The sequence below is a fragment of the Desulfogranum marinum genome (assembly GCF_963675105.2).
In the GTDB taxonomy this organism is placed as follows: domain Bacteria; phylum Desulfobacterota; class Desulfobulbia; order Desulfobulbales; family Desulfobulbaceae; genus Desulfogranum; species Desulfogranum marinum.
The window spans coordinates 491,651-516,955 of sequence record NZ_CAXXRO010000004.1 but is presented as its reverse complement, the minus strand read 5'-3'; the positions used below and the strand labels follow the sequence as shown (position 1 = coordinate 516,955).

General features: G+C 47.8%; 24 protein-coding genes and 2 tRNA genes. 12 read left to right on the top strand and 14 right to left on the bottom strand.

Going from position 1 to position 25,305, the window contains the following annotated elements; all coding sequences use genetic code 11:
* Nucleotides 1–83 precede the first annotated feature (83 nt).
* A complete protein-coding gene (gene glpK, locus ACHZCY_RS11160) occupies nt 84–1,577 on the top strand; it encodes a glycerol kinase GlpK (protein WP_319548949.1) in 1,494 nt (497 codons plus the stop codon).
* Nucleotides 1,578–1,754: 177 nt separating this feature from the next.
* On the opposite strand, the gene ACHZCY_RS11155 is transcribed toward glpK, so the two are convergent.
* Genes ACHZCY_RS11155 through ACHZCY_RS11145 form a run of 3 tightly spaced genes read right to left on the bottom strand, consistent with a single transcriptional unit; the run spans nt 1,755 to nt 4,639 of the window.
* On the bottom strand, nt 1,755–2,438 hold the full coding sequence (locus tag ACHZCY_RS11155) for an XTP/dITP diphosphatase (RefSeq protein WP_205224399.1): 684 nt from the start codon (nt 2,436–2,438) through the stop codon (nt 1,755–1,757).
* A gap of 51 nt (nt 2,439–2,489) precedes the next feature.
* Complete coding sequence (locus tag ACHZCY_RS11150) at nt 2,490–3,068, bottom strand: epoxyqueuosine reductase QueH (RefSeq protein ID WP_319548948.1); 579 nt, start codon at nt 3,066–3,068, stop codon at nt 2,490–2,492.
* Nucleotides 3,068–4,639 carry a sigma-54-dependent Fis family transcriptional regulator gene (locus ACHZCY_RS11145; protein ID WP_205224401.1) on the bottom strand — a complete coding sequence of 524 codons (1,572 nt, stop codon included), beginning with the start codon at nt 4,637–4,639 and terminating at the stop codon, nt 3,068–3,070. Before ACHZCY_RS11145 ends, ACHZCY_RS11150 begins: the two co-directional genes overlap by 1 nt.
* Nucleotides 4,640–4,702: 63 nt before the next feature.
* Here ACHZCY_RS11145 and ACHZCY_RS11140 point away from each other — a divergent pair.
* Both ACHZCY_RS11140 and ACHZCY_RS11135 read left to right on the top strand, forming a co-directional pair.
* Nucleotides 4,703–4,788, top strand: a tRNA-Ser gene (locus tag ACHZCY_RS11140).
* Between the two features lie 9 nt (nt 4,789–4,797).
* Nucleotides 4,798–4,890: transfer RNA gene (locus ACHZCY_RS11135), tRNA-Ser, on the top strand.
* A 277-nt stretch (nt 4,891–5,167) separates the two neighbouring features.
* On the opposite strand, the gene ACHZCY_RS11130 is transcribed toward ACHZCY_RS11135, so the two are convergent.
* The 6 genes from ACHZCY_RS11130 to fumC all read right to left on the bottom strand — a co-directional run bounded on the left by ACHZCY_RS11130 (nt 5,168) and on the right by fumC (nt 12,157).
* Nucleotides 5,168–5,830 (bottom strand): pimeloyl-ACP methyl esterase BioG family protein, encoded by a 663-nt coding sequence (locus ACHZCY_RS11130; RefSeq protein WP_319548947.1) that lies wholly within the window; start codon nt 5,828–5,830, stop codon nt 5,168–5,170.
* A gap of 1 nt (nt 5,831) precedes the next feature.
* Nucleotides 5,832–7,022 (bottom strand): aminotransferase class I/II-fold pyridoxal phosphate-dependent enzyme, encoded by a 1,191-nt coding sequence (locus tag ACHZCY_RS11125; RefSeq protein ID WP_319548946.1) that lies wholly within the window; start codon nt 7,020–7,022, stop codon nt 5,832–5,834.
* A 3-nt stretch (nt 7,023–7,025) separates the two neighbouring features.
* Nucleotides 7,026–7,319, bottom strand: a complete 294-nt coding sequence (locus tag ACHZCY_RS11120) for an ArsC family (seleno)protein (protein WP_319550215.1) — start codon at nt 7,317–7,319, stop codon at nt 7,026–7,028.
* Nucleotides 7,320–7,436: 117 nt separating this feature from the next.
* Complete coding sequence (locus tag ACHZCY_RS11115) at nt 7,437–8,276, bottom strand: HDOD domain-containing protein (protein WP_319548945.1); 840 nt, start codon at nt 8,274–8,276, stop codon at nt 7,437–7,439.
* A gap of 1 nt (nt 8,277) precedes the next feature.
* Nucleotides 8,278–10,101, bottom strand: a complete 1,824-nt coding sequence (locus tag ACHZCY_RS11110; RefSeq protein ID WP_319548944.1) for a GspE/PulE family protein — start codon at nt 10,099–10,101, stop codon at nt 8,278–8,280.
* 667 nt (nt 10,102–10,768) lie between these two features.
* The gene (gene fumC, locus ACHZCY_RS11105) at nt 10,769–12,157 is read right to left on the bottom strand and encodes a class II fumarate hydratase (protein WP_319548943.1); all 1,389 of its coding nucleotides are present in this window, start codon (nt 12,155–12,157) and stop codon (nt 10,769–10,771) included.
* Between the two features lie 432 nt (nt 12,158–12,589).
* Here fumC and ACHZCY_RS11100 point away from each other — a divergent pair, with 432 nt between their 5' ends.
* Nucleotides 12,590–12,823, top strand: coding sequence for a hypothetical protein (locus ACHZCY_RS11100; RefSeq protein WP_319548942.1), 234 nt, complete (start codon nt 12,590–12,592; stop codon nt 12,821–12,823).
* On the opposite strand, the gene ACHZCY_RS11095 is transcribed toward ACHZCY_RS11100, so the two are convergent.
* Complete coding sequence (locus ACHZCY_RS11095; RefSeq protein WP_319548941.1) at nt 12,795–13,544, bottom strand: hypothetical protein; 750 nt, start codon at nt 13,542–13,544, stop codon at nt 12,795–12,797. The genes ACHZCY_RS11100 and ACHZCY_RS11095 overlap by 29 nt on opposite strands.
* A 278-nt stretch (nt 13,545–13,822) precedes the next feature.
* Here ACHZCY_RS11095 and ACHZCY_RS11090 point away from each other — a divergent pair, with 278 nt between their 5' ends.
* From ACHZCY_RS11090 to ACHZCY_RS11070, 5 genes are all read left to right on the top strand, one after another.
* On the top strand, nt 13,823–14,785 hold the full coding sequence (locus ACHZCY_RS11090) for an ABC transporter substrate-binding protein (RefSeq protein ID WP_319548940.1): 963 nt from the start codon (nt 13,823–13,825) through the stop codon (nt 14,783–14,785).
* An 11-nt stretch (nt 14,786–14,796) separates the two neighbouring features.
* On the top strand, nt 14,797–15,684 hold the full coding sequence (locus ACHZCY_RS11085; protein WP_319548939.1) for an ABC transporter permease: 888 nt from the start codon (nt 14,797–14,799) through the stop codon (nt 15,682–15,684).
* Nucleotides 15,681–16,475: an ABC transporter ATP-binding protein gene (locus tag ACHZCY_RS11080; protein WP_205224412.1), complete on the top strand. Its 795-nt coding sequence runs from the start codon at nt 15,681–15,683 to the stop codon at nt 16,473–16,475. Before ACHZCY_RS11085 ends, ACHZCY_RS11080 begins: the two co-directional genes overlap by 4 nt.
* A gap of 255 nt (nt 16,476–16,730) precedes the next feature.
* Nucleotides 16,731–17,690: an aldo/keto reductase gene (locus ACHZCY_RS11075; RefSeq protein WP_319548938.1), complete on the top strand. Its 960-nt coding sequence runs from the start codon at nt 16,731–16,733 to the stop codon at nt 17,688–17,690.
* 2 nt (nt 17,691–17,692) lie between these two features.
* The gene (locus ACHZCY_RS11070) at nt 17,693–18,559 is read left to right on the top strand and encodes an EFR1 family ferrodoxin (protein ID WP_319548937.1); all 867 of its coding nucleotides are present in this window, start codon (nt 17,693–17,695) and stop codon (nt 18,557–18,559) included.
* Nucleotides 18,560–18,614: 55 nt separating this feature from the next.
* Here the strand turns inward: ACHZCY_RS11070 and ACHZCY_RS11065 are convergent, their stop codons facing one another.
* Entirely contained in the window at nt 18,615–19,106 is a 492-nt protein-coding gene (locus tag ACHZCY_RS11065; protein ID WP_205224415.1) for a hypothetical protein, read from the bottom strand.
* Nucleotides 19,103–19,630, bottom strand: coding sequence for a signal peptidase I (gene lepB / locus ACHZCY_RS11060; protein WP_205224416.1), 528 nt, complete (start codon nt 19,628–19,630; stop codon nt 19,103–19,105). The genes ACHZCY_RS11065 and lepB overlap by 4 nt, the downstream gene beginning before the upstream one ends.
* 68 nt (nt 19,631–19,698) lie before the next feature.
* Here lepB and ACHZCY_RS11055 point away from each other — a divergent pair, with 68 nt between their 5' ends.
* Both ACHZCY_RS11055 and ACHZCY_RS11050 read left to right on the top strand, forming a co-directional pair.
* Nucleotides 19,699–21,090, top strand: coding sequence for an ATP-binding cassette domain-containing protein (locus ACHZCY_RS11055; RefSeq protein ID WP_319548936.1), 1,392 nt, complete (start codon nt 19,699–19,701; stop codon nt 21,088–21,090).
* 430 nt (nt 21,091–21,520) lie between these two features.
* Complete coding sequence (locus ACHZCY_RS11050) at nt 21,521–22,060, top strand: GNAT family N-acetyltransferase (protein WP_319548935.1); 540 nt, start codon at nt 21,521–21,523, stop codon at nt 22,058–22,060.
* A gap of 216 nt (nt 22,061–22,276) precedes the next feature.
* Here ACHZCY_RS11050 and htpX read toward each other — a convergent pair whose 3' ends face one another.
* Nucleotides 22,277–23,137 carry a protease HtpX gene (htpX, locus tag ACHZCY_RS11045; protein WP_205224421.1) on the bottom strand — a complete coding sequence of 287 codons (861 nt, stop codon included), beginning with the start codon at nt 23,135–23,137 and terminating at the stop codon, nt 22,277–22,279.
* 123 nt (nt 23,138–23,260) lie between these two features.
* Entirely contained in the window at nt 23,261–23,905 is a 645-nt protein-coding gene (locus tag ACHZCY_RS11040) for a tellurite resistance TerB family protein (RefSeq protein ID WP_319548934.1), read from the bottom strand.
* A gap of 300 nt (nt 23,906–24,205) precedes the next feature.
* Here ACHZCY_RS11040 and nhaR point away from each other — a divergent pair, with 300 nt between their 5' ends.
* Nucleotides 24,206–25,114: a transcriptional activator NhaR gene (nhaR, locus tag ACHZCY_RS11035; protein ID WP_205224423.1), complete on the top strand. Its 909-nt coding sequence runs from the start codon at nt 24,206–24,208 to the stop codon at nt 25,112–25,114.
* Nucleotides 25,115–25,305: the final 191 nt, after the last annotated feature.

Sequence of the window (25,305 nt, the reverse complement as noted above, 5' to 3'; positions counted from 1 at the left end):
AGCATTTCCCTGGAAGTGAGGTGATGGTTTTGTGACTGATAGGATAGGTGTTTAGTAAATCTATTTCTTTAATGGAGAAAGTTATGAGCAAGCAATATGTAATGGCAATCGACCAAGGTACCACCAGTTCTCGAGCTATCATTTTCAATAAGAAAGGCGATATAGTCAACGTTACCCAGAAAGAGTTTACCCAGCATTTTCCCAATCCGGGTTGGGTGGAACATGACGCGATGGAGATATGGTCGTCTGTCCAGTCTGTCGTTGCTGAGGCCTTGGCCCATCAGGATATTAAAACCTCAGAGATCGCTACGATCGGTATAACTAACCAGCGTGAAACGGCTGTTGTTTGGGACAAGAACACAGGTATACCCGTATATAATGCCATTGTGTGGCAGTCTCGTCAGACCAAGGATATTTGCAAAGACCTTAAAAGTAAAGGTCTTGATCCCGTAATCAGGGAAAAGACCGGGTTACTCATCGACGCTTACTTTGCCGGTACCAAGGTAAAATGGATATTGGATAACGTTGAAGGTGCCCGTGAAAAAGCGGAAAAAGGGGATTTGATTTTCGGCACCATTGACACGTGGTTGGTCTGGAAGCTGACCGGAGGGAATGTTCATGTAACCGACTATACCAACGCTTCCCGTACCCTTATGTACAACATCCATGAACTTAAGTGGGACGAAGAACTGCTGAAGCACCTCACTGTTCCTGCCTCTATGCTGCCTGAGGTACGTCCGTCTTCCGAAATCTACGGCTACACCGACAAAACTGCTTTTCAGGGATTAGAACTGCCGATTTCAGGTATGGCTGGTGATCAGCAGGCAGCCCTCTTTGGACAGACCTGTTTTGAAGAAGGGATGGCAAAGAACACCTACGGTACCGGTTGCTTTATGCTTATGAATACCGGTGAAAAAGCAGTTCCTTCCAAAAACGGCTTATTGACTACCATTGCCTGGGGGGTAGACGGAAAAGTTGAATATGCTCTTGAAGGTTCAATTTTTGTAGCTGGTTCAGCCATTCAGTGGTTGCGGGATGGTCTGAGAATGTTTCGCGATGCAAAGGACAGCGAACTCTACGCCACTCGTGTTCAGAGCACAGAAGGTGTTTATGTGGTTCCGGCTTTCGTCGGGTTGGGGGCACCGTACTGGGATTCTGAGGTTCGCGGTGCAATCTTCGGTCTTACCCGCGGTACCACCAAGGAACATTTTGTTCGTGCTACGCTCAAGTCACTGTGCTTTCAGACAAAGGATGTACTTTCCGCCATGGAAGCAGACTCTGGAATCAAGTTGGAGAAACTGCGCGTTGACGGCGGTGCAGTAGCCAATGATCTCATGCTCCAGATTCAGGCAGACTTGCTGGGCGTCCCGGTAGAGCGCCCGATCTGTATTGAAACAACTGCTCTTGGCGCTGCTTATCTTGCAGGTCTCGCGGTTGGTTTCTGGGAGAGCAAGGAAGATATTATCAAGAATTTCGGCATCGATAGGGATTTCTATCCCAAGATGGACCAAGAAGAATCCGCAGAGCTGTATGCAGGGTGGCGAAAAGCTGTTGAAGCCGCCATGGTCTTCAAATAACAGCAACCAAGGAGTAACAGTAAGTTATAAAGCCTCTTGACTGGTTGCGTATCAGTCAAGAGGCTACAGTTGCAGAGGGTCTATCTGGTCGATGAGCGGCCCTGCAACTCTCATCGTCCTTTTTATTGTGCCTATAGGTTTCTCTTCAAGAGCAAACCTGCATTTTACTGTACCTTCTCAGCACATTTTGTCCTGAGACCAATCGTTGTGCTCAAATTCCGAGTGATCGGTTTTAGGCGGTTTGTTTTCTGCCATCCGCTGCCGCAGCCATACCTGAACCTTGCTTATCTCTGCCGCAAACTCAGCAAGTGCTTTGCCACGATGACTAACCACGCTTTTGTCCTCCATCGGGACTTCAGCAAAGGTTTTGTTAAACGGTTTATAGAAAAAGATAGGGTCATATCCAAAGCCGGCCTCCCCTCTTCTTTCGGTAAGGATTTCTCCATCACACTTGCCTTCCCAGGTCAAAGCCGGTCCCTGTGGGGTAGCAAGGGAGAGCACGCACATGAAATATGCGGAGCGGTCTTCCTTGCCTTCCATTTCCTGCAGTAATTTTTCACAGTTGTCCCAATCCGAGGCTTTTTCTCCTGCGTACCGGGCTGAATAGACTCCTGGTCGGCCGCCCAGGGCATTGACAACAAGGCCTGAATCATCGGCAAGGCAGGGAAGGCCGAGCATTTTTGAATAGTGGAGTGCTTTTTTATAGGCATTGTCATCAAAGGTTTCACCGTCTTCCACAGGTTCAGGCATCGGGCCGAAATCTTTGATGGTTTTTACCGTAACAGGCGAATCTTTTAAGAGTGCCTGAATTTCTTTTAGTTTGTTTTTATTACCTGTTGCTAACACAATAACATTATCCATGAGTATACTCCGATGAAGGAAAGAGCCTTCTAGTTATAAAAAAAAGTGTCACTATTCTGTCTGCTGTGCCTGTGCAGCTGCCAACCGCATTTTTTTCTTCAGTTTTTTGTCGTATCGTTCCTGCTCACTATAAATACAACCGCAATAGGGCTGTCGATAGAGGTCCATGGCTATGGATGCATCGATACCCTCTTGCCAACCAATGCGAAAATCCTGGTAATAAAAATCAATATCGTGCAGTTGGGCAAATTTTTCACATTTTTTGACCAGCAGGTCGTGGTTTTGATATTTTGAGTAGAGCAGGGTGGTCGTAAAGGCATCTGCCCCGATTTCAGCCGCTCTTTGAGCGGTTTTTTCAAGGCGCATGTCGTAGCAGAGTGAACATCTGCCGGCCTCGTGAAAGACCACCTTGCGGAGAAATTCAGTTAGTCCGTAGTCTGTATCAATCTCCACCTCAAATCCTGACAGCTCGGCAAATTGTCGCAGTGCAACCGTACGTCGTTTAAATTCACGATAAGGGTGAATGTTAGGATTGTAAAAATATCCGGATACACGATGCCCTTTGCCTGTCAGTTGCTCAACCGGGTATATGGAACAGGGGCCACAACAGGAGTGGAGGAGTATATCCATTATTTAACCTTGAACTGTTTCGGGTTAATACCGTAATTATGAATTTTATAGTTGATGATACGTAAACTTGTGTCCAGATTTTTCGCCGCTTTTGTCTGGTTGCCGTTATGCTTCTTCAGCGCATCAACAATAAGCTCTCTTTCAAAATTTTCAACAGCCGTTGCCAGGGAAAGCGGTTTGTCGGAATGAATTGATTCTCGAGATTGCAGGGTAGGGGGCAGGTGGATCGATTGTATCGAGACGCCATCACAGATGAGCACAGCCCTTTCCATACAGTTCTGCAGCTCGCGCACATTGCCTGGCCAGTGATACTGCATGAGCAGGTCAATGGCTGCGGTGGATATGCGCTGTATCTGTTTGTTATTTTCTCGAGTGTATTTTTCAAGGAAATATTCAGCCAGGAGGAGCACGTCAGTACGCCGTTTTCTTAACGGAGGCAGGTAAATAGGAAAAACATTCAATCGGTAATACAGATCCTCCCTGAAGCTGGTGTCCTTAACAGCTGTTTCCAGGTCCTTGTTAGTTGCAGCTACCAGCCTGATATCTGTTTGGATGACTTTGGAAGAACCCAGACGTTGAAAGGTGCGCTCCTGAATCACATTGAGCAGTTTGACCTGGACGCTGGGGCTTATTTCACCAATCTCGTCGAGGAACAGGGTGCCCCCCTTGGCTTGCTCAAAACGTCCTTTTTTGGTTTCTGTTGCTCCGGTAAAGGCTCCTTTTTCGTGGCCGAACAGTTCACTTTCAAGCAAGGATTCCGGCAGAGCAGAGCAGTTGACAACGATAAAGGGCCCCTTACAGCGCTGGGAGTTATGATGGAGAGCCTTGGCGACCATGGTTTTTCCTGTTCCTGATTCACCACGCAGCAAAACAGTTGCATTGGAGTCAGCCACCCGTTGCACCATGTCGTAAACTTCCTGCATCCTGGAGGAATTACCTACAATCTCCTCGACCTTGTTTTTGGCCGACAACTCTCTTTTCAGGCGTGAGTTTTCCTTGCGCAGAGCTTCCTGCTCTTCGTTGACGCGCAGGATTCTTTCCACTGTCTGCGAAATCAGTCCACTGGTAATTGTTAAGAAACGAATATCTTGTTCGGATTGTGAACCAAATCCGTCTTTATAAATCCTGTCGATGGAAAGCGCACCAATAGACTGGTTCCCGGTAAGGATGGGAACGCAGAGAAATGAGCTTTTTTGTTTCAACTCGTCACCCCGGCTGCGGGTACGGTTAAGAAAATGCGGCTCATTGCCTATCTGGGGAACAATGATCGGTTCGCCGGTGGCGACAACCTTACCGGTGATACCTTCTCCCAGTTTATAGCGACCTCTTTTTCGAGCTTCTGCAGTTATTCCATGGGCAACTTCTATTTCCAACTCGCCGGTGGATGGGTTCACTATGGAGACCGTGCCGTTATCCATCCCTTTTATTTCGGCGAGGCTGCGCATAACCTTTTCAAGGCAGTCCTGAAGGTTAGTGGCCGAAGCCAGGTGTCTGGTAATTTCATACAGACAGGTCAGATTTTGAATTTCATGTTCCTGGGAGAAGGAATTTTGATTATTTTCCGTTTTCATTGCATTCTTCAGTTATGAGAGTATTGACAGGTACTCTCTGAAATGGTAATTAACCCATCGAGTGGAGGAATGGCCGAGTGGTTGAAGGCGGCGGTCTTGAAAACCGTTGTACGAAAGTACCGTGGGTTCGAATCCTACTTCCTCCGCCACTTTTTTTTGGAGAGATGACCGAGCTGGCCGATGGTGCTCGCCTGCTAAGCGAGTGTGGGGGTTATACTCCACCGAGGGTTCGAATCCCTCTCTCTCCGCCATATGCTTTTTCGTGCCGGTTGGATTTTTCCAACCGGCATTTTTTTATCCGCCGAACCTGTTTACGTATTTTTTCCTACGCTGCCGCAGTGGGTTGCTGCGCTGTTTGTCCTTTCTCCACCAAGTCCTTTTCGCATATGACCGTCCACTACTAGCACATTCAAAAGGTCTCTACAACACAGAAAATTACTTTTTTGTGATGTTTTGCAGAGCGCCCGTTTCGAAAAAGTCACTAATGTTCATTTTTGAAGTTTTTTCCAGGGCCACAGGCGGACAGAATTAAAAAGCACCGTCCACCAAAGCCTCCCAGCCCGGCAGTGTATAAAAAGGGAAGTGGGGAAGTTTCAGAATTGTACTTTCTTTTTTACCCCAGGCGCGAAGTTGGTTTTTGAAAGGAAAAACCCGATCACGACTGGTCACTATCTTTTGGGTAAATATATCCGCTGACGTTCCGTAGTTTAAATAGTGCTTCTTAAAGGCGTCAAGTTCGGCAAGCAGGTCGTCAGGGGTTCGATCGGGTCTGTTGTTGAAAAAGCGTTGCGCCTCTTGCTCATCGGTGAACATGGAGAGATGGAAGTCGTTGAGTAGATTCCGGGTGAAGTTTTGAAGGATGGAGTCATACGCCTCCGGAGGAATGCCGGTTGTTGCATGTATTGGATCAAGGGTACCGCCAATGGCAGTGCGGGTGGTAAAGCGGTCCCGCACTTCGTGTAAGAGATGCCCGGCGACCCAGACACCCATGGACCAGGCGACAAGGTGACACTGCTCATACTGAGCCAGCAGTTGCATGTTGACCGGCTCCAGGTGCTGATAGTCGGAGAGCATGAGGATGTCGAAGCGGCCGGACGGAATGGAAGAAAAGGGTAACGGGTCCATCCCCCAACCAGTCATGAAAAGGACACATGTGGACAATCCGTTTTGGTTGAGCCAGCTGTAGCGCATCCTAGTTCGCCGCAAGCGCCTCGGCAATCAATCCCGGAAGCGGAGCTATCTGCTCCCATTGCATGGCGGCATTCAAGCTCAGCCGTAACCTGGAGGTGTTGGCCGGAACAGTTGGTGGACGTACCGCCTTGACCCAGAAACCGTGCTCGCATACTTTTTCAGCAGTGGCAACAGCCAGGGCTGCATCACCGATCATTACCGGAATGATATTGCTGGTACCAAAGGTCTCAAGCCCTTTACTGCGGAGGCCATCTCGCAGTTGATCGGCAAGTGCTGCAACTTTGTTTCGTTCCTCGGTGAGTTGCGGGATTTTATCAAGGACGAAACACAACCAGTTTACATTGATGGGGGGTAAGCCCGTGGTAAATATTTGCGACCTGGCAGTGTTGAGTAGGTAATCTGCCAATTGGCGGCTACAGACAATAAAAGCACCCTGGGCTCCGTAGGCCTTACCAAAGGTACCTGTGAGCAATTCAATATCATCCACCACTCCATACTCTTCAGCAAGTCCGCAACCGGTTTTACCACGAATACCGGCACCATGGGCATCGTCGACGTACAGGACACAGCTCCACCTGTTTTTGATGTTCACCAGTACAGAGAGATCAGCCTCGTCACCGTCCATACTGAAAATAGATTCAGTAACGATGTACACTTGGCGATACTTTTTACGTTCCTTTGCCAGGATACGCTCAATGGCTTCGTAGTCCAGGTGTGGGTAGCGAATAACCCTGGCTCGCGATAACCGCATGCCGTCAATCAGGCTGGCATGACAAAGTTTATCAGCAAGGATGAGATCATTTTTACCGGCCAGTGCCGGGAGAATACCAATATTGAGGTGATATCCTGAGTTGAAAACAAGGGCAGCCTCACTGCCGTAAAGTTGCTGCAGGCCTTTTTCAAGCTGTGCGTAAGGGGCGGTGTTACCTGTCATAAGTCTGGAGGCAGTGCTCCCCATCCCATAATGAGTAAGGATCGTATCGGGTGAGAGATCAGCAAAAAATTGCTGATGCATTTCACGGTTGGTGGCAAGACCCAAGTAATCGTTCCCAGCCAGATTCAAGTACGTGGTCTGGTTAATTTCAACACACCCCTGGTCGCGATGATGAAGAGGGATGACATGCCGCAGCTGTCCTTGGTCGATGATGGTTTGTAGCTGGCCTTCAAGTTGCTGCTGGAGTGTATTTTCCATGAATTATCCTACATATTGACTGTACATTTCATCGCAGAATCCGACAATGAGTCGGTCACCTATTTTAAGCGTTGGAGCCCGCAGATTCCCTGTACGTCCGAGTGCTTGTTTTAAGATTGCTTCCTTATCATCGGTTGCCGGATGAAAGATTGTAAATTTTTTCCCCCGACCAACGACAATCTCTCCGGCGCTGCCCAGCAAATTCCAGGCATCATCGCCTTCGATTTTTTCTTTTCTGGCATCGGTAACTTCTGCAGGAACAATATTGTTGGTTGTAAACACAGACTGTGCTTTGATACAGGATGCTCATCCTTTCCGCAAGTAGGCCCATTCAATGGTCATAGCGTTTTTCCTTAGTTATGGATTAGTTGATAACGACTATTTGTATGGTACACACTATTATTCAATTAATGCTCAGGCGGTCAATACCCTACTGTCCTCCAGGTAAATTTCCAGTTCTGCAATATCCATTTCCGATATATTCAACAGATTAGCCTCCATGGTGGCGGAGAGCATAATATCCTGGGACGGCTCTGTATTGATTCCCAGTTTACAGCAGACTTGATTTGCCATGCGAACAATGAGCAGCAATGTGTTTTCCTGGTCGATATCAAGAAGGTGGTGATCTCTTGCAACCACAGCAAACTGGTTGGGAACATTCCAGTGCTTAAGTAACTGGTACCCTTGGGTGGTATGGAGTTTGACCATGGATTCCATTATCAGGCTCGGCGTTATTTTCGTCTGCTTGTTTTTTTGTTTGATATGCTCAATCACCATGAGAATGAACAGTTTACCAACATCATGAAACAGGCCTCCAAAAAAGGCCTCACTTGGATCCACATCGTAATCGTGGCGTTTGCAGATCCATACAGCCCCATAGGCACAGCCCACCGAGTGCTGCCAAAGTTTCTTTACTATTAGATTAATCAGTTTGTCTTTGCATTGAAAGGTATTGCGGGTGGCTGCCAGCAGCACTATTTTTTGTATTTCTTTGACGCCCAGCCGGATGATCGCGTTGCGAATGGTCGATATTTCTGAAAGCCCTTTGTAAAACGCGGAATTAGCGGTTTTTAAAACCTGGCTTGAAAGAGATTGGTCAGCAGTGATAATTCTTTCAATAATGCGTATATCCGGTTCTTTTTTGGCCAGCTCCTGCTGCACTCTTGAAGCGGCAGCACTAAAAACAGGAAGGGTGACAGTGTCGGACTGGATATAGTGGTTAACAATATCAATAAAAGATTTTTGCTGGTTCATATTAATTACTGGATAAACGCCTGAGTTTTGCAATCGGGCGGGGTGGTTGTAAAAGAGGAAGGCAACGGAGGACTTCGTCCAGAGTCGTTAGTCCGGAAGCGGCTTTTATCAAGCCGTCTTCGAGAAGGGTCACCATTCCGGAGTGCTCGATACTTATACTGCGAATTTCGTGGCTGGTTTTCTTTTCAAGTATAGCGTTGCGGACCATTTCATCCAGGATGAGGAGTTCGAATACACCGATTCGTCCTTTATATCCCGAATGGTTGCACTTGCTGCAACCACGTCCCTTTTGAAATTGAGCCCCTTGAAGATCAGCAGGTCTGCACTTGAGTCGCTGGAGCTGTATAGGAGTCGGCTGGGTGCTGGTTGCACAATTTGGGCAAACCCTTCGCAGAAGCCGTTGCGCTAATACACTGACCACAGTGGAGGAGACTAAAAAAGGCGCTATATTCATGTGCAGTAGTCTTACCAGGCCACCGATACTGTCTTCCGTGTGAAAGGTGGACAACACCTTGTGTCCAGTGAGCGCAGCCTGGACGGCAACTTCAGCAGAGTAGGTATCACGTATTTCTCCGATAACTATAATATCCGGATCCTGGCGTACAATATGGCGCAGTGTCTCTTCGAATGTCAGGTTAATTTTTGGATCAATGGAGCATTGGGAAATACCCTCGATTACATATTCCACCGGTTCTTCGGCGGTAATGATGCTTACCTGGGGACCTTTAAGATTATGGATGCAACTGTAAACCGTGGACGTCTTGCCGGAGCCTGTGGGGCCTGTTACCAATAACACACCACTTGGCTGATAAACGGCTTCCTCAAGAAACCGTGAGAGCATACGCGGGCTAAGGCCGATGGATTGTATATCAAACAGCTCTTGTTTTCGGTTGAGCAAACGAAGGACAATTTTTTCACCATGAACAGTGACATAGATGGACACTCGTAGATCCAGCTCTCCTTCGTCGTAAGAAAAAAGAATTCGTCCACCTTGATGGCGACGTTTTTCTGCTATATCAGCTTCGCACAGTACTTTTATTCTGCTGGAAATGGAGGGTACCATCTCCCGGGGAAAGTCTTTATAGTGGACAAGGATTCCGTCTTCACGAAAACGAACCTGAAGCCGGTCGGCGAGGGGTTCGATATGAATATCACTGGCGTTATTTGCGACGGCGGCAAGGATGATGGAATTCACTGTGCCGACAACTGTTTTGGTGTCAACAGCAATAGCCTTCTGGGACAGTTTGTCAACGAGGAGTTCAATGGTTTTATTGATCAGGTCCCGCTGGGCAATGGCCGGAACTATGGAGCCTCCCAAAAAACGCTTTGCAATATCAATAGCCTCTTGATCAAGGGGATCGGCAAAGGCCACTTTAACCCGACCGTCAGCTTCTTTTTTGATGGGCAGAAAACAATGTGTTTTCATCATTTTTTGGGGAACTTTTCGGCAGAGATTGCGATCAAGTACTGCCAGATTTGGTTCCACCAGTGAAAAGCCCATCTGGATAGACAGGATTTCTATCAGGAGCTGTTCCTGAATAAAGTTGTGTTTAACTAAGATAGTCCCTAGCCTTTCATTGGATTCACTCTCCTGTTGGACACGACAGGCTGCATCAAGGTCTTCCGGGGAAATATATCCCAGTTCGGTCAGGAGGTCGCCGATGCGTATATTGTGCGCAGCAGAGCGGATGACCTGGTTAATAACTTCATCATCAACAACCTTGAGCTCTTTTAATACCTTGAGTAGTGGTTGAAAGGTACTGAGTTTTTGCTGGACTCTGACCCCGTGCTCCGCTTGCTGTAAGGTAATGATCCCTTCTTTCATGAGGAGGCTTACGATAGGGGGATACAAATAGGCAGGGTTTTTAGACATATGATGAGGTTTTTAAGGTTATGGGTGATGACGTATTTTACAACAAACAGAAGGTGCTGCATTGTGTAGTATAGAGACATCCTGTTTAAGGATCAAGAGTTTATACATTTTAACCCGCATTGCTGATACAAAGTAAACAGATAAACGCATTGATTTTCCTTGTTACCTAAATCTTGCAAGTCAAGCATGAGAAAAATGCTTTTAGTTATGTTTTTCCAGACTGTTGTCGGTTTTATCAACAAGAAATCAGTTCACTTTTTATGTGAGTTACATTTAAGAGCATTTTTCTCATGCTTGCCACCCTTCGGGATTGCCGATTTTACCGAATCTGCTTTGTTTGCGAACACTTGAAGTACTACAGTACGTCTGCGTGTACGCAGCCTCGCACCTTCGGCAAACTTGGCAATTGCAGGATTTAGGTGTTACGTAAAACACTGCATATGGTGTACGTTTTGAGATAGCAGTAAGGAAAAGGGCGCTGTGTTTGTATGATAAGCGACAAGGGAAGAGGTGTAAACGTATTACCAAAACATGAAGTAAATGCCTTTTTGTATTTGCTGGAATACGTTTTTTCGCCATATTGCGGCGGAGTAGCCTCCACCAAAAAAATAATGGCTGTTTACGGCTTACATATCATTGCCTTGGGGTCTACATATGCATCAAATTGCTCCGCGCTGAGCAGGCCCAGTGCTATTGCAGCTGCTTTAAGACTGATTTTTTCGAGATACGCTTTTTTGGCAATTATGGCGGCATTATCATAGCCGATATGCGGATTGAGGGCAGTAACTAGCATCAGGGAATTGTGCAGGTGGTGGTCGATGACTTGTTTATTCACTTCTATACCAGCCACACAGTTGCCGGCAAAGGAGGCAATAGCATCTGCCATGAGCTGGACGGATTGGAGGAAATTATAGATAATAACCGGTTTAAAGACGTTGAGCTCAAAATTACCTTGGCTGGCGGCAAAACCAATGGCAGCGTCATTGCCGAACACCTGACAGGCAGCCATTGTTACCGCTTCGGCTTGAGTGGGATTAATCTTACCAGGCATGATGGAGCTTCCCGGTTCGTTCGCCGGTATGGTGATCTCCCCGATGCCGCACCTGGGGCCACTTGCAAGCCACCTGATATCATTGGCTATTTTCATGATATTTGCTGCCAGGCCTTTTACAGCTCCACTGGCAAAAACAAGCTGGTCGTGGGAGGTCAGTCCATGGAATTTATTGGGTGCTGAGGTAAAGGTTTTTCCGCTGTGCAGGGAGAGTTTTTCTGTGACCGCCTCTCCAAACCCCTTGGGAGCATTCAGGCCTGTTCCCACAGCTGTCCCACCTATGGCAAGATCTTGCAGTTTGGTAGAGGCAAGTCGTATGTGGTCCATGCTTGAGCGGATCATGGCTTCCCAACCGCTTATTTCCTGTCCCAGGGTGAGTGGGGTGGCGTCTTGGAGATGGGTCCTGCCTATTTTTATAATATCTTCAAATACAATCTTTTTTTCTTGTAATAAAGCGGACGTTTTTTCAAGCACCGGCAGCAACCTATCCTCCAGGGCATAGACAGCTGCAATATGCATGGCCGAGGGAAAGGTATCGTTGGAACTTTGTGACATGTTGACATGGTCATTGGGGTGAACCAAACGGGGGAGATCCAAACGACCATTGGCAATTAACGATGCTCGATTAGCAATCACCTCGTTGAGGTTCATGTTTGTTTGGGTGCCGCTTCCTGTCTGCCACACAGAAAGGGGAAACTGAGAGTCATGGTCACCTGCCAGGATTTCATCACACACCTGCATTATCAGCAGGGCTATATCCTTTTTCAAGAGGCCGCGCTTTTCGTTGACGAATGCACAGGCTTTTTTTAGCCGGGCATACCCATAAATTAAGCTCAGCGGCATAAGCTCATTGCTTATTCGAAAATTTTCCAGGCTTCGCTGGGTCTGGGCTCCCCATAGCTTATCTGCTGGTACCGCAATTTCGCCCATGGTGTCGTGCTCAACTCGATGGCGCATGTGTTCCTCATTGAGAATGGAGTGTTGGAGTACCTTTAACACATTTTTAATGATGAATCCTTCTGGTTGCAAGGCGAGAAATGTGAGTGAGTGTGTAGCTTGGGAATAAGCCAGATAGGACAGGAACAGAAGCTGGTAATTAGGAAGGAATGGATAGCCAGATATGATGTATTGGTGTATGAGGCTGAAACTCGAGGATGGTGGAGAAATATTTCAAAGAACTGGTGTTTTCAAGGAGTAATGAAAATGCGCTACATTTTTTTGTTGTGTTGTTTGTGTTTAGTTGGCTGCGCGCCCAAAGTAAACTGTGATGATGAGACCCAGATGCTTTCATCTGATAGAGATGTACGGTATCGCTGGTTGCAAAAATGCCGCACTGTCGATAAAAAAGTCAGGATCAACGGTGTGGAGCAGGTGCAGCAATAATGGACGGTGGAAAACCTTGAAAAGCAATTTTTCAAGGTAGTCTGCGAAGCGCCGAAACAGGCAACCGTAATGGCTGCAACCAAAAGTCGCTGCACCATTGCCGATGAAATACGAAGCAGGTATGAGCTTAATACAGCGAGCTCATACCAGCTTCGTTTCTTTTGGCCTGTTAAAGAGTCGGAAAAAGAAGAGAGCAGGGCACGCCATGGCGTTAATACATCTTTGCTTCCCGATGAGTAATAGTCCGGTAGTAAGGCGTGTTCTCTTCGGTTGTTTCGTTTTCAGTCACCATTACCACCTGCTGATTGCGCATGCGGATGGTTTTAATTTTTTCAGAGCCGATACAGACAGGCGTATCCGGGGCAAGAATAGAGCCCGATTGAGTGAGAACAGTATCAATAAAAGGGTAGTGACAGAGTTCACCTACTGTTATCGCTGTTCCCGGCAAGCCCAGGTGATACCAGCCGCGATACCTTCCATCTTCTCCCTGGAGCCGTAGTCCTATCCCGGCCAGAGCTCCTATAACTCCATCACCGGTTCCTCCGTGTTCAGAAAGGTGTATTCCCGACTCCTTGGCAAGACGGTATGCCTGCTCCTTGCAGAGGACCTGTTGCTTCGCACTTTGGCCAAAGGCGATTAGCCGGTCCGAATCAAGTTGCTCATTTTTTTGGACGACGCACAGTCCCGGATCAGACCCTTGCATTGATTTTTTTTCCAGAAAATCGGCGGCAAAGTCAATTACCCTGCCGACCTTGGTTTGCTTCAGCTGGAGTTCAAAGCACATGGACGAGTTATGGGAGGTATAGGGCACATCTTCATGGACGAACAGCTGGTGCCGACTAATGGGATGGCAAGTGCCCATATTGTTGTTTTCAATGTGTTCACACATTTCCTGGACCAGCCAGCCGGTTCCCTTGGTACCGGGCATATCTGTATCATCCACACAAACTAAATAATGCATAAGATCCTTTAAAGAGACACTAAATATTATAATCATCGATAATTGAGCAGGCAGCAACCTACCATTGTGCCTAAAAAAATGCACAAAACAAAAAATAATGACCAGGAGTTACTAAAAATGACAACTATTAGGGCAGAGGGCACCTATCTCTGCTAGAAAAAAGCAATTACCTTCTCGGAAAATTTTATTATAGGAGGAGTTGGTGACTATCGCTTGCTCTGTACCTTTGCAACTGCCAATCGTTCTTTTTAACTGTTGCCGATCCAACAGGAGACATTATGAAAAAAATTACCTTGACTATCGGGCTGTTGTTCAGCCTTATGACGTGCTCTGCCCTGGCCCAAACCTATACTGTTTCGGTCAACCAATTTGTCGAGCACCCAGCTCTTGATGCAGTGTTCAACGGGTTAAGCGATTATTTTAAAGAGCAGCAGGTTACTGTAGACTTTAAGTTGCACAATGCCCAGGCAAACATGGCTACCGCCACCCAGGTTGCTCAACAGATGATGGGTGAAAAGGCAGATCTGCTCGTGGCTATAGCCACCCCTTCTGCCCAGGCCTGTGCTCAGGCATTGAGCAAAGTACCTCAATCCATGCAACGCCCTTTTCTTTTTACCGCTGTTACTGATCCGGTGGCTGCAGGGCTGGTGAAGGATCTGCAACATCCCCAGGGGAATATCACCGGCGTCTCCGATTTATTACCGGTCAAGGAGCATATGAAAATGGTGCTTACCTTTAAACCGGGAATAAAGCGACTGGGCATACTCTATAACGCTGGAGAGGCGAATTCCAAGTCCACTGTAGCTGCGATTCAAAAGCTCAGTCAGTCCATGGGCTTTACACTGGTGGAGGCAACTGCGGCCAAAACGGCGGATGTATACCAGGCTGCAAAAAGTCTTATTGGAAAAGTGGACGCTATTTTTATCCCCACTGATAACACCATTATCTCAGCCCTGGAGTCGGTATTGAAAATCGGCATCCAGCATCAGGTACCTGTCTTTGCCGCAGATGTGGATTCCGTTGCCCGTGGTGCGGTTGCTGCCATGGGATTTGATTACTACAAACATGGGTACCAGACCGGCGCCATGGCCCTGCGTATTCTTGAAGGCGCCGATCCTGCAACCATTCCTGTGGAGTTTCAAAAGGAGCTGCAGCTGCATATTAATACCAAGTTTGCAGACAAGATGGGCACCCCTCCACCAGCACAACTGCTTGAGCAAGCGGCAAAGATATACAATTAGCGGAAGAGCATATGACACTCTATGCAGCTTTAGGGGCAGTGGAGCAGGGGTTGGTGTACGGCATCATGGTTATCGGCGTCTACTTGACCTTTCGTATTCTTGATTTTCCAGACCTGACTGTGGATGGAAGCCTGCCATTGGGAGCTGCCATCTCAGCGGTGGCCATCACCGGCGGTATCAACCCGTATCTTTCCCTGGTCTTGGCCATGGGTGGCGGATTTTGCGCCGGGGTCGCTACGGCGGTGCTTAATACCAAGTTTAAAATTCTCCACCTTCTTGCCTCCATTTTGACCATGATCGCCTTGTATTCGATTAATATCCGGATAATGGGCGGTCCCAATATTGCGTTGCTCGGCACGCCCACGGTCTTTGATGCGGTAAGTGTTCTCGGTGTTCCGCCTTATCTGGCGGGTGTGGTTGTCTTTGCCCTGTTTGCGATCCTGGTGGCGGTTATTATCATCTGGTTTTTAAGTACCGAACTCGGGCAGGCCATCCTCGCCACCGGCGATAATCCGCAGATGATCACCAGTCTTGGGGTGAACACCCACACCATTATTATCCTCGGAGTTGGATTGTCCAATGCACTGGTCGCCTTGAGCGGTGCTCTGGTGGCCCAGAATCAGGGGGCCGCAGATGTGGGGATGGGCATTGGTACCATTATTGCCGGTCTTGCCTCGGTTATTATCGGTGAGACTGTTTTCGGTACGGCCAGCATAGCGCGGGCTTTTTTCGCCGCTCTTCTCGGATCTATACTCTACCGATTGGCCATTGCCCTTGCTCTGGGTGTTGAATTTGGCGATTTCTCTTTTAACCCCAGTGACCTGAACCTGATTACTGCCTTGCTTGTCGTCAGCGCTCTGATCATGCCTAATATTAAAAAGAGGTTGATGCAGCGATGATCACCCTGGACCATTGTCATAAATATTTCCATAAAGGCAGTGTCAACGAGGTGTATGCACTCAATGATATCTGCCTTCAAATCAGGGAAGGGGATTTCATCACGGTCATCGGTTCCAATGGGGCAGGGAAGTCCACCCTGTTGAACTGCATTGCCGGTTCCTTTTTTCCGGATAGCGGTACTATCACCATTAATAACCATGACGTCACCAAGTGGCCGGAGTACAAGCGGGCCAGGTTTATTGCCCGGGTCTTTCAGGACCCGTTGCTTGGCACCTGTCCCTCTGCAACCATTGAGCAGAACCTGGCCCTTGCCATAAAACGCGGTAAAAGGCGGGGGCTTGGCAAAGGGGTGAAAAACAGCGAGCGGGACATTTTTCGTGAGAAGCTTGGCCACCTGCACCTGGGCCTTGAAGAGCGCCTGCTTGATCGGGTTGGGTTGTTGTCCGGAGGCCAACGGCAGGCATTGACCATGCTCATGGCAACCATGATAAAACCTGAGGTGCTTTTACTTGATGAACATATTGCAGCACTTGATCCGAAAACCGCCAACCAGATCCTCGGTTTGACCAGCGATATTGTTGGCGAGCAACACCTGACCACGATGATGATCACCCATAACATGAAGCATGCCATTGCCTTTGGCAACCGCTTGATCATGCTCCACCAGGGCCGGATTATCCTTGATGTAGATGGAACTGAAAAAAGTAAATTAACGGTGGATGACCTGTTGCAGCGATTTTACACTGTACAGGGTGAGGAACTTTCCATGGACTCAATGCTGCTTACTTGAGGGAAGCCTCCGTAATGATTACTCTTCATGGTAGTGAAGCATCGCTGGTCAAGTAGATGGTGCAGGCAAAAAAAACATTGTAAGCGTTTACCTGGGACCATTGTTTAAAGAAAATACTCGGAGTGTAACCATCAACGGTCTTAACGTAATCGGATCAGGCCGGATTTCTCATCAGTTACGATAGGGTGGATGAGCTATCCAGGTGCATACAATTATACAATTGAAAAAGTAACTCATAGGACAAAGGAGGCTGAAATGAAATATTATTCCCTGCCTAACAACGATTCCATACCCGGTCTGGGACTGGGAACCTGGAAATCGAGCACCGGCGAGGTGTACCAGGCTGTTACGGAAGCACTTACCATCGGTTACCGTCATTTTGACTGCGCACCAGCGTATGAAAACGAAAATGAGGTGGGCAAAGCCCTGCAGGATGGGATGCGCAACAGCAAGATCAGCAGGGAGGAGATATGGGTCACCTCAAAACTATGGAATAATGCTCATCAGAGTGCTCAAGTCCTACCGGCTTTGGAAAAGACGCTTGGTGATCTGCGCCTTGAGTATCTTGACCTGTACCTGATCCATTGGCCGGTTATTTTTGCAGGCGAGGTCTTTTTTCCGCGCAGTGGTGAAGATTTTATTGCCCTGGAAAGCGTACCCACTCAGGAGACCTGGCAGGCCCTTGAGGCATGCGTGGACAAAGGCCTGGTCAAACATATCGGGGTGTGCAATTTCAGCATTACCAAGCTGCGGGCATTGCAACAGAATGCGACTATACAACCGGTTATGAACCAGATAGAACTGCATCCTTTTCTCCAGCAGGAGAAGATGGTGGAGTACTGTCGGGAAAATAATGTTTTATTGACGGCTTACTCCCCCCTTGGGTCGGGTGATAGGCCTGTGGGATTGAAAAAAGATAATGAACCCAGCCTGCTTGAGCATCCGGTTATTGCCACTATTGCAGACAAACATAAGGCAACGGCAGGGCAGGTGTTGCTTGCCTGGGCATTGCAACGTGATACGGTGGTTATTCCAAAATCAGTCAATCCGCAACGCCTGCGGGATAATTTTGCGGCAGCTGATATCAAGCTCGATAACGATGATATGGCAAAGATAAAGGGGCTGGACAAGCATTATCGCTATGTTGATGGTTCTTTCTGGCAGGCTCCCGGCTCGCCCTACACGCTGGACAATCTTTGGGACGGAGAGGTTTGACCATGGCAAAGGAGTCTGAAGTCGCTTCCTGTGCACACGGAATCGTTTATTTTTCACCTGCCGGATCGACCCGGCAAGTGGCGATTACCATTGAAGAACGGTTAAAAGAACTTGGCCGGTCAGTAACGGTTTTTGATCTTTCCCTTGGTGTGGACGAGGTACGTGCTGCAATCATTGATTTTTGTTCCCAATCCGGTCCATGCTGTGTTTGGGTAGGCTCACCTGTCTACTGCGACCATGCTGTCCCCCTGGTGGAGGCGCTACTTGGCCAGCTTCCCACGGTGTCAGAGCGATACAGTGTTCCCTTTGTTACCTGGGGGGGCGTCACCAGTGGTCTGGCTTTGGCGGAGATGGGAGAAATATTGGAGCAGCAGGGCTACCATCTCCTCGGGGCAGCAAAGGTAATTGCCCAGCATTCATCCATGTGGGGGGCAGAGCAGCCGCTGGCACAGGGGCACCCGCAAAAACAGGACCTGGATAAGGTCAACTTGCTCGTGGAGCAGGTGGTGAACAAGCTTGAACAGCCTGTAAAAGAGTCTCTTGCCCCCGAGGTGCTGGACTATCTGTCACCAGCGCTACGGGCAGATGCTGCCGGCAAAAATCTTGCCGCTGCCAAGGCATCCCGTCCGCCCTTGGCTGCAAATCCTGATACATGTACCGCCTGCGGCACCTGCGAAGAGTGTTGTCCTGTCCAGGCGATCACTATGGGTAACGTACCGATTATAGGAGATTTATGCGTGTTGTGTATGCAGTGTGTCCAGCAGTGTCCGGAACAGGCTTTTCCTTATGACCATGTCGCAACCGCAAGCTTCATAGAAGCAATGGCTGCGGCCAGTGATGAGGAAAAAGAGACAGCAATCTTTGTTTGAAAGCAGAGGATGGATACCAGGGGACGTCCGGTTAACCAGGAGGGAGAAATTCGGGCTAACGCTCTAACACCTGAACCACGGTGACCGAGTCTATAAGCCAGTCTCCTTCCTCTTTATTCATGGTCAGGGCTATTTCGTTCACTTCAACAGCCTGTTCTTCCCCTACTACTCCTGAGAGGTGCAAGGTCAAGGCAATAGCTGCTTGGCTTGAATTTTCTACCGCAATCGTGATGTCATACATGGCAATGGTAATCTGATGACTGCGATTACGAATCATAAATACACTATCTGTGATATCCTTGCGATGATAGGACCCTCGATGTCCATACTCTTCCAGGTGCAGAGTGCATTGTTCGCTAAAGAGCTTGCCGATTCCGGCAGCCTTGGTGAGCGCTTCAATTCCTTGCTCAGGGCCGTTTTTTTCACTCAGTTCTACCAGCGTATCAAGCCGGCTGCGTATCCGGCGGGTGTCGCTGGTAAGATATAACCAGGCTGACACAGCTGCAGCCGCAAGGACGAGTGCAATGAGGATATGATATTTTTTCACCAGATTACCTTGCCGATTATTCGTTTGGCGTCGATTTGCCCAAAACGATGTTGATCCATATCAACGCTGCGATTATCTCCCACCACATAAAAAGTGTTTGCCGATACTTTTCGAGGCGCAAGATTCCAGGTGGAGGGAAACATATGCTGGGGCTCCTCCATTTGTTTGCCGTTGATATACAAGACTCCCTGTTGAAAGGAGACGGTTTCACCGGGTAGACCGATGATCCGTTTAAGGAGCAACACCCTGTTACCGGCAAAGCGGAAGGTGACTATATCAAAACGCTTGGGAGGATGGTACAGATAACTCAACCTCCAGCAAAAATGAAAACTGCCATCACTGATGGTCGGCTCCATGCTCATACCCTGGACATGTACCGGAATAAGGATATAGCGAAAGATAATAAGACTCAGCAGGGCTACCCCCAGAATTCGGTAGCGTGTTGCTCGGGTCAATTGTGGCAGGAAAAATTGTCGTATCAATGGGTGGGCCTTGGTGTGTATGGGGGCGCATATTTTATACATCCAGTATAGCCCTTGCTGGAAAATGATGCAAAAAGAGGCTGTTTCTTTATAAGGAAAATGAAAAAATCATGATCAAGCTACACCATTTCAATGGATACGGAATAACCATTCCTCATTTTTCAGCATCTGCCGGACAGGGCTGGTGCATTATAGGCAGTAACGACTCCGGAGTTGACCGGTTTTGTGATGTTATCGGCCGGCGGCCCGATGATAGCTGCTTTGATGAGTGTGTCATCCCGGAAACAGCAGGCATTTTCACTTTCAACAGGCAGCAGGCTCTTTTTGAAGAGGAGTTGCGCAAGGATGATACCGACTTTATGGACAGGCTTGATCCGGGAACTCCTGCGGCCGCCTTTTTATCAGATATCGACCAGCACTCAGACCTGATTGAAGCATGTAATATGACCGATTCGCTCCATAAGGGATACCGCCAACTGAGCTCTGGCCAGTCTCGCAAATTGTGCCTGCTGCGTGAAATAACCCGTGGGGTTTCCTGTTTGGTTGTGCAGAACCCCTATGAAGGGGTTGATCCGCAGAGCTGTCGCGACCTGAACACTATGTTTCTTGCTTTACGGGAAAAGGGTGTATTGCTGATTATGACCTTAAACAATACCGGGGATATTCCGTTGTGGTGCACCCATGTCGGTGCCTTCACCAATGGAACCCTTTCCATCCAGGGGCCTAGGAAAGAGGTGCTGCCGCAGGTAGAACAACTGGTTGCCTCTGCATTACCTGCCATAGAGGTTTCTCCTGCAGAAATGGAAGGGGAACGACTCCACCACAACACCTTGCAGGAAAAGGTCCCTTTGGTACAGCTCTGTAATGGGTTTGCCGGGTACGGCGACCAGACCGTTTTCAGCGGCCTGGATCTCTGTATAAGTGAAGGGCAGCATACTCTTATAACCGGACCAAACGGGAGTGGTAAGTCGACTCTGGTCCAACTTATCACCGGGGATCATCCCCTCTGCTATCGCAATGATCTAAAGATGTTCGGTATCCAGCGGGGAAGCGGAGAGTCTATTTGGGATATAAAGCGTAATCTGGGCGTGGTCAGCCCGGATTTGCACCGTAATCACTACATTCCCGGATCCAGTCAACAGGTTGTGCTTTCAGGGTTGTTTGATTCCATAGGCTTATACCAGAAGCCTGACAAAACGCAGCAACAGCTTGCCTTAAAATGGCTCCATCGCCTTGGGATGGAGGAGAAAGCGCGGCAGCCGTTTAGACGATTGACCTATGCCCAGCAACGGCTGCTGTTAATTGGCCGAGCATTGATCAAGGTGCCGCAGCTGCTCCTGCTTGATGAACCTACCCAGGGGCTTGATCAGGCCAACAGAGCAGCTCTTCTTGATCTGTTGGAAGGCGTAGCCGCTGAACAGCTCTGTACCATCCTCTATGTGAGTCACAGGGAAGATGAGTATCGCACATTTTTTCAACAGCATCTGGTGATGGGGCGGTAGCCCGAATTTCTCATGAACATTGTGTCAACCTGTCAAATTACAAACAATTTTATATGTTATACAAACTAAGATGAAGTTGAAAGTTTTTCACACTGTTCACCAAAGGTCAGTCCATCCAGCACCATTTTCTTCAGTATTTTGGCAATGAATATAGGCGACTATCGGAGTCTACGCTTACCTATTCATTACCAAAAACTTTGAACCTGGCGCTGCCTGAACTGATGAGAAATCCAGGGTAGATGCGTGTCGAGCAACTCGACTGTGGTTGTATGCGTCTGAAATGAATATTTTTTTCGGAAAAAGAGTAAAGAACTCATACATAGCGAAACCGCAATCCTGTACTATCTGAACCTTTTTGAGCTGAGAAAATAACCCTTGAAACCATATCGCCCCGATTCCTGTAATGTTTGTCTAAAAAAGGTATAAATCAATGGAACTGTTGCCATACAAAGCAAGTGACAACGAAGAAATAAAACAACTGTTCACAAAGGTGTTTTCAGATTCTGAAGGAGAGGCGGAAGGCAGAGTAATCGGAAATTTAACTGCAGACATAATGACCGGTACCGATACACAAGACCTTTATGGATTTGTTGCCACTGAAAATAAACAGATCATCGGCAGTATCTTTTTTACAAGATTGCGTTTTCAAAATAGAGTTAACAATGCTTTTCTTCTGGCTCCTGTCGCCATACATACACGCTACCAAGGCAAAGGCATTGGCCGAAGGTTGATTAACTTTGGTCTTGATCGCTTAAAAGAAAACGGAGTGGAAATAGTATTTACCTATGGTGATCCTCATTTTTACTCGAAAGTCGGTTTTACTCCAATTAGCGAAAAAGTAGTAAAAGCCCCCTTTGCACTGACACAGCCGGAAGGATGGCTTGGTCAATCATTGGTTAGTCAGGAAATTAAACCTATTGCAGGTAATGCATATTGCGTAAAAGCACTTAATAAACCTGAATATTGGTAGAAGGCCTTGTAGCACTAAGGCCTACTACCGACTTATTTCACGTTTACCGTTAGTTGCACAGCCAAACTCACCAGGCACAGGATATGCTCGACAAAAAGGTATGCCTGCTACCCAATGTTGCAAGTTTTTCTCGATGCGAAAATGGCTGCCTTGAGCCTTGAGCCTTGAATTCGTACCAGGCAAGCCTGGTACGAACTGTCAGTTCCTACTCAACGATTAAAGGTTGCGAAGAGCAGCAATTCGGTCCTCAATTGGTGGATGACTCCTGAAAAGACCAGCTACCAGCCCCTTGGAGGGCCAAATACCGAAAGCCGCGACCTGATCAGGGAGATGAGAAGGGAGCTGGTTAGCCTGCAGCCTTTGCAGTGCGTTCACCATTTTTTCTTTGCCACAGAGATAGGCAGCGCCTTTGTCAGCGACAAATTCTCTCCTCCGAGAGAACCACATGACTATAATGGAGGCAAAGAGTCCCAATACAATTTCCAGTACTATGGTTACTGCCATGTATCCCATGAAACCAAGACCTTCTCCATCCTCGTCGCTTAAAAAATTATTGATAATGTTGGCGGCAAGGCGCGAGAGAAGGATCACGAAGGTGTTCAACACACCTTGTATCAGCGTGAGAGTAACCATATCACCACAAGCCACATGGGTGATCTCATGAGCAAGAACTGCCTCTATCTCATCCTGTGGCATGTTTTGCAGCAATCCGGAAGAAACAGCGATAAGGGCATTGTTTTTCTTCATTCCCGTTGCAAAAGCATTCATATCAGGTGAATCGTATATTGCAATCTCAGGCATTCCTATTTCAGCTTCATTTGCCATCCGAGCGACGGTATCATGTAACCAGCGCTCGGTTGGATTGCTTGGATTCACTATAACGTGAGCACCGGTTGATTTTTTGGCAATCCATTTGGAGAGAGCCAGAGAAATAAAGGACCCGCCCATGCCGAAGAGGGCCGCAATTAACAGCAATCCGGATGTACTTCTGGAATCAATCCCGAAAATACTCATTACGATGCCGAGTAAAACCAGAATTGCCAGGTTAGTGGCTAAAAAAAGAATAATTCGTAACATTTACCGCCTCAATATTTTTGCTTAATTATCAATTAATCGTTGTCTTACAACATCAACCCTATGCCTCGTTGTAGCCCGGAGGTAGAAAATCAGCCTACTGTTTTACAGCCTGCAAAAGGTCTATTATCCCCTTTGAGCTGCAACCTGCCTCTCAAGTTCCACGACAAACTCAGAGGGAAGCCGTAGGCGTGCCGCCAGCATGCCGAGGTAGCCTTTTTCCGCCGGAGTGTCGACGTCCACGGCCAGCAGCGATGCCGCGTAGATTTCTGCTGCGATCTCCGGACTGGTTGCGCTGTTGACGATGGCGTCCATATCAACAGGGTGTCCCATCTCTTCGACCAGCAGGGCCTGACTTTCGTTGTCCAGGTCCAATGATTGGATCTTCTGGAAAATGGACTGACTTTCCTGCGCATCAAGGCGCCCATCCGAACGTGCAGCTGCAATCATTGCTCGCACCAGTGTAAGTCCCAGTGCTTCATTGGCCACATCATCATTTTCCTCCGGCATGAACGCCGTACCTGGCGGAGCTGCAATCAGATCTGCTGGGGAGGCGGGCTGAGTTGATGTGGTATTTTTATTGGTGTAGCGCTGGTATGCAGAGTATGCAAGAGCACCCACTGCAGCAACTCCGCCCACCTTGAGTGCTTTTTTACCCAGCTTACGTCCTTTCTTGCCGGTTAGCATGCTGCCGGCAACTCCTCCTGCCAATCCTCCTGCAAATCCACCAGCTGCGCTGCTGCCGAGCAGTTGACCTAGGAGCTTGTTCATATCAACCATCGTAATAGGTTCCTTTTAGATTTGAAATTACGCTTTATTTGGGCCTTGTAGATATCAAAAAAAATAGCTTGAGAAAAATGTAATCAAACCAAAATCCGAAATATTTTGTGCAACATGAAGGACCATTAAATTCTACGGTTCGACACGTATATTGAATCCATCAACAATCAAAATATAGAGTCAAAAATAAATAGAACAAATAGATAAAAACAGTACATTGTATCGATAATAACGAAACATGTTCGCTTGCAGCAAAGCTGCATAAATCAACCCTGGATAGACTACAAGATTATGGAATGGCTCAACTATCATCATTTGTTCTACTTCTGGACTGTAATGCAGGAAGGGAGCATCACCGCAGCAAGCACCAAGCTCAGCTTAGCTCAGTCAACGGTGAGCGCTCAATTATCAAGGTTTGAAGAGAATTTAGGGGAAAAACTGTTCAGGCGGGTAGGTCGAAATATCGAACCCACAGACATGGGGCACCTTGTCTATCGGTATGCAGATGAAATATTTTCGCTGGGTCGAGAAATGATGGACTCTGTGCGCGGTCGGCCGGTTGCCGGCCCCTTATCGCTGAAAGTCGGCATTGTTGATGTGATTCCAAAACTTGTGGCCCGAAAACTACTTGAACCAACAGGGAAATTGCCTGAAAAAGTACGTCTCATTTGCCACGAGGGAAAAGATGAACAGTTACTTGCCGAATTGGCCCTACATAATCTCCATGTGGTTTTGACCGATACTCCACTACGATCAAGTTTAAGTATCAAGGCCTACAATCATCTTCTGGGTGAGTGTGGTATTTCTTTTTTTGGGATCGAAAAAATTGCCAAACCGCTACAGATCAATTTCCCTTATTCTTTAGACGAAGCGCCCATGCTCATGCCCATGCCCATGAGCTCATCAAGGGGCATGGTTGATCAGTGGTTCGAAAGCATTGGGGTCCACCCTGTGATCGTTGGCGAGTTCGATGATAATGCGTTGGTTAACGTGTTTGGTCAAGCTGGTGAAGGTGTTTTCATGGCTCCAACAGTTATCGAGAAAGAAATTGAACAACAGTTTCAAGTCCGGTTGATTGGACGTACAAATAAAATAAGGGAGAAGTTTTATGCTATTTCAGTGGAGCGGATTATCAGGCATCCTGCAGTAGCCGCGATCTCTGAGGCTGCGCAGCAGAAACTCTTTTTTGAATGTAAGTAAGCAGGGGTGCCAAATGACAAAAGCCCTGCAGGGATTGCGCGAATACAACCAACACAGCCGCAACAGTATATAAGCGAGATGAGCCAAGCAAAGAGTTGCCCCTTCCATGTGGTCCCGGATAACCAACGATGAACTGAAGCAGATTGTGAACGAAAGAAAGGGTGGGCGGCAATTGTAGCAAATGTGGAGGA

Excerpts from the sequence above, each read along its gene's own strand:
- glpK (WP_319548949.1), top strand. The coding sequence starts at position 84 with ATGAGCAAGCAATATGTAATGGCAATCGACCAAGGTACCACCAGTTCT.
- ACHZCY_RS11155 (WP_205224399.1), bottom strand. The coding sequence starts at position 2,438 with ATGGATAATGTTATTGTGTTAGCAACAGGTAATAAAAACAAACTAAAA.
- ACHZCY_RS11150 (WP_319548948.1), bottom strand. The coding sequence starts at position 3,068 with ATGGATATACTCCTCCACTCCTGTTGTGGCCCCTGTTCCATATACCCG.
- ACHZCY_RS11145 (WP_205224401.1), bottom strand. The coding sequence starts at position 4,639 with ATGAAAACGGAAAATAATCAAAATTCCTTCTCCCAGGAACATGAAATT.
- ACHZCY_RS11130 (WP_319548947.1), bottom strand. The coding sequence starts at position 5,830 with ATGCGCTACAGCTGGCTCAACCAAAACGGATTGTCCACATGTGTCCTT.
- ACHZCY_RS11125 (WP_319548946.1), bottom strand. The coding sequence starts at position 7,022 with ATGGAAAATACACTCCAGCAGCAACTTGAAGGCCAGCTACAAACCATC.
- ACHZCY_RS11115 (WP_319548945.1), bottom strand. The coding sequence starts at position 8,276 with ATGAACCAGCAAAAATCTTTTATTGATATTGTTAACCACTATATCCAG.
- ACHZCY_RS11110 (WP_319548944.1), bottom strand. The coding sequence starts at position 10,101 with ATGAAAGAAGGGATCATTACCTTACAGCAAGCGGAGCACGGGGTCAGA.
- fumC (WP_319548943.1), bottom strand. The coding sequence starts at position 12,157 with ATGCGCCATCGAGTTGAGCACGACACCATGGGCGAAATTGCGGTACCA.
- ACHZCY_RS11095 (WP_319548941.1), bottom strand. The coding sequence starts at position 13,544 with ATGCATTATTTAGTTTGTGTGGATGATACAGATATGCCCGGTACCAAG.
- ACHZCY_RS11090 (WP_319548940.1), top strand. The coding sequence starts at position 13,823 with ATGAAAAAAATTACCTTGACTATCGGGCTGTTGTTCAGCCTTATGACG.
- ACHZCY_RS11085 (WP_319548939.1), top strand. The coding sequence starts at position 14,797 with ATGACACTCTATGCAGCTTTAGGGGCAGTGGAGCAGGGGTTGGTGTAC.
- ACHZCY_RS11080 (WP_205224412.1), top strand. The coding sequence starts at position 15,681 with ATGATCACCCTGGACCATTGTCATAAATATTTCCATAAAGGCAGTGTC.
- ACHZCY_RS11075 (WP_319548938.1), top strand. The coding sequence starts at position 16,731 with ATGAAATATTATTCCCTGCCTAACAACGATTCCATACCCGGTCTGGGA.
- ACHZCY_RS11070 (WP_319548937.1), top strand. The coding sequence starts at position 17,693 with ATGGCAAAGGAGTCTGAAGTCGCTTCCTGTGCACACGGAATCGTTTAT.
- lepB (WP_205224416.1), bottom strand. The coding sequence starts at position 19,630 with ATGTATAAAATATGCGCCCCCATACACACCAAGGCCCACCCATTGATA.
- ACHZCY_RS11055 (WP_319548936.1), top strand. The coding sequence starts at position 19,699 with ATGATCAAGCTACACCATTTCAATGGATACGGAATAACCATTCCTCAT.
- ACHZCY_RS11050 (WP_319548935.1), top strand. The coding sequence starts at position 21,521 with ATGGAACTGTTGCCATACAAAGCAAGTGACAACGAAGAAATAAAACAA.
- htpX (WP_205224421.1), bottom strand. The coding sequence starts at position 23,137 with ATGTTACGAATTATTCTTTTTTTAGCCACTAACCTGGCAATTCTGGTT.
- ACHZCY_RS11040 (WP_319548934.1), bottom strand. The coding sequence starts at position 23,905 with ATGAACAAGCTCCTAGGTCAACTGCTCGGCAGCAGCGCAGCTGGTGGA.
- nhaR (WP_205224423.1), top strand. The coding sequence starts at position 24,206 with ATGGAATGGCTCAACTATCATCATTTGTTCTACTTCTGGACTGTAATG.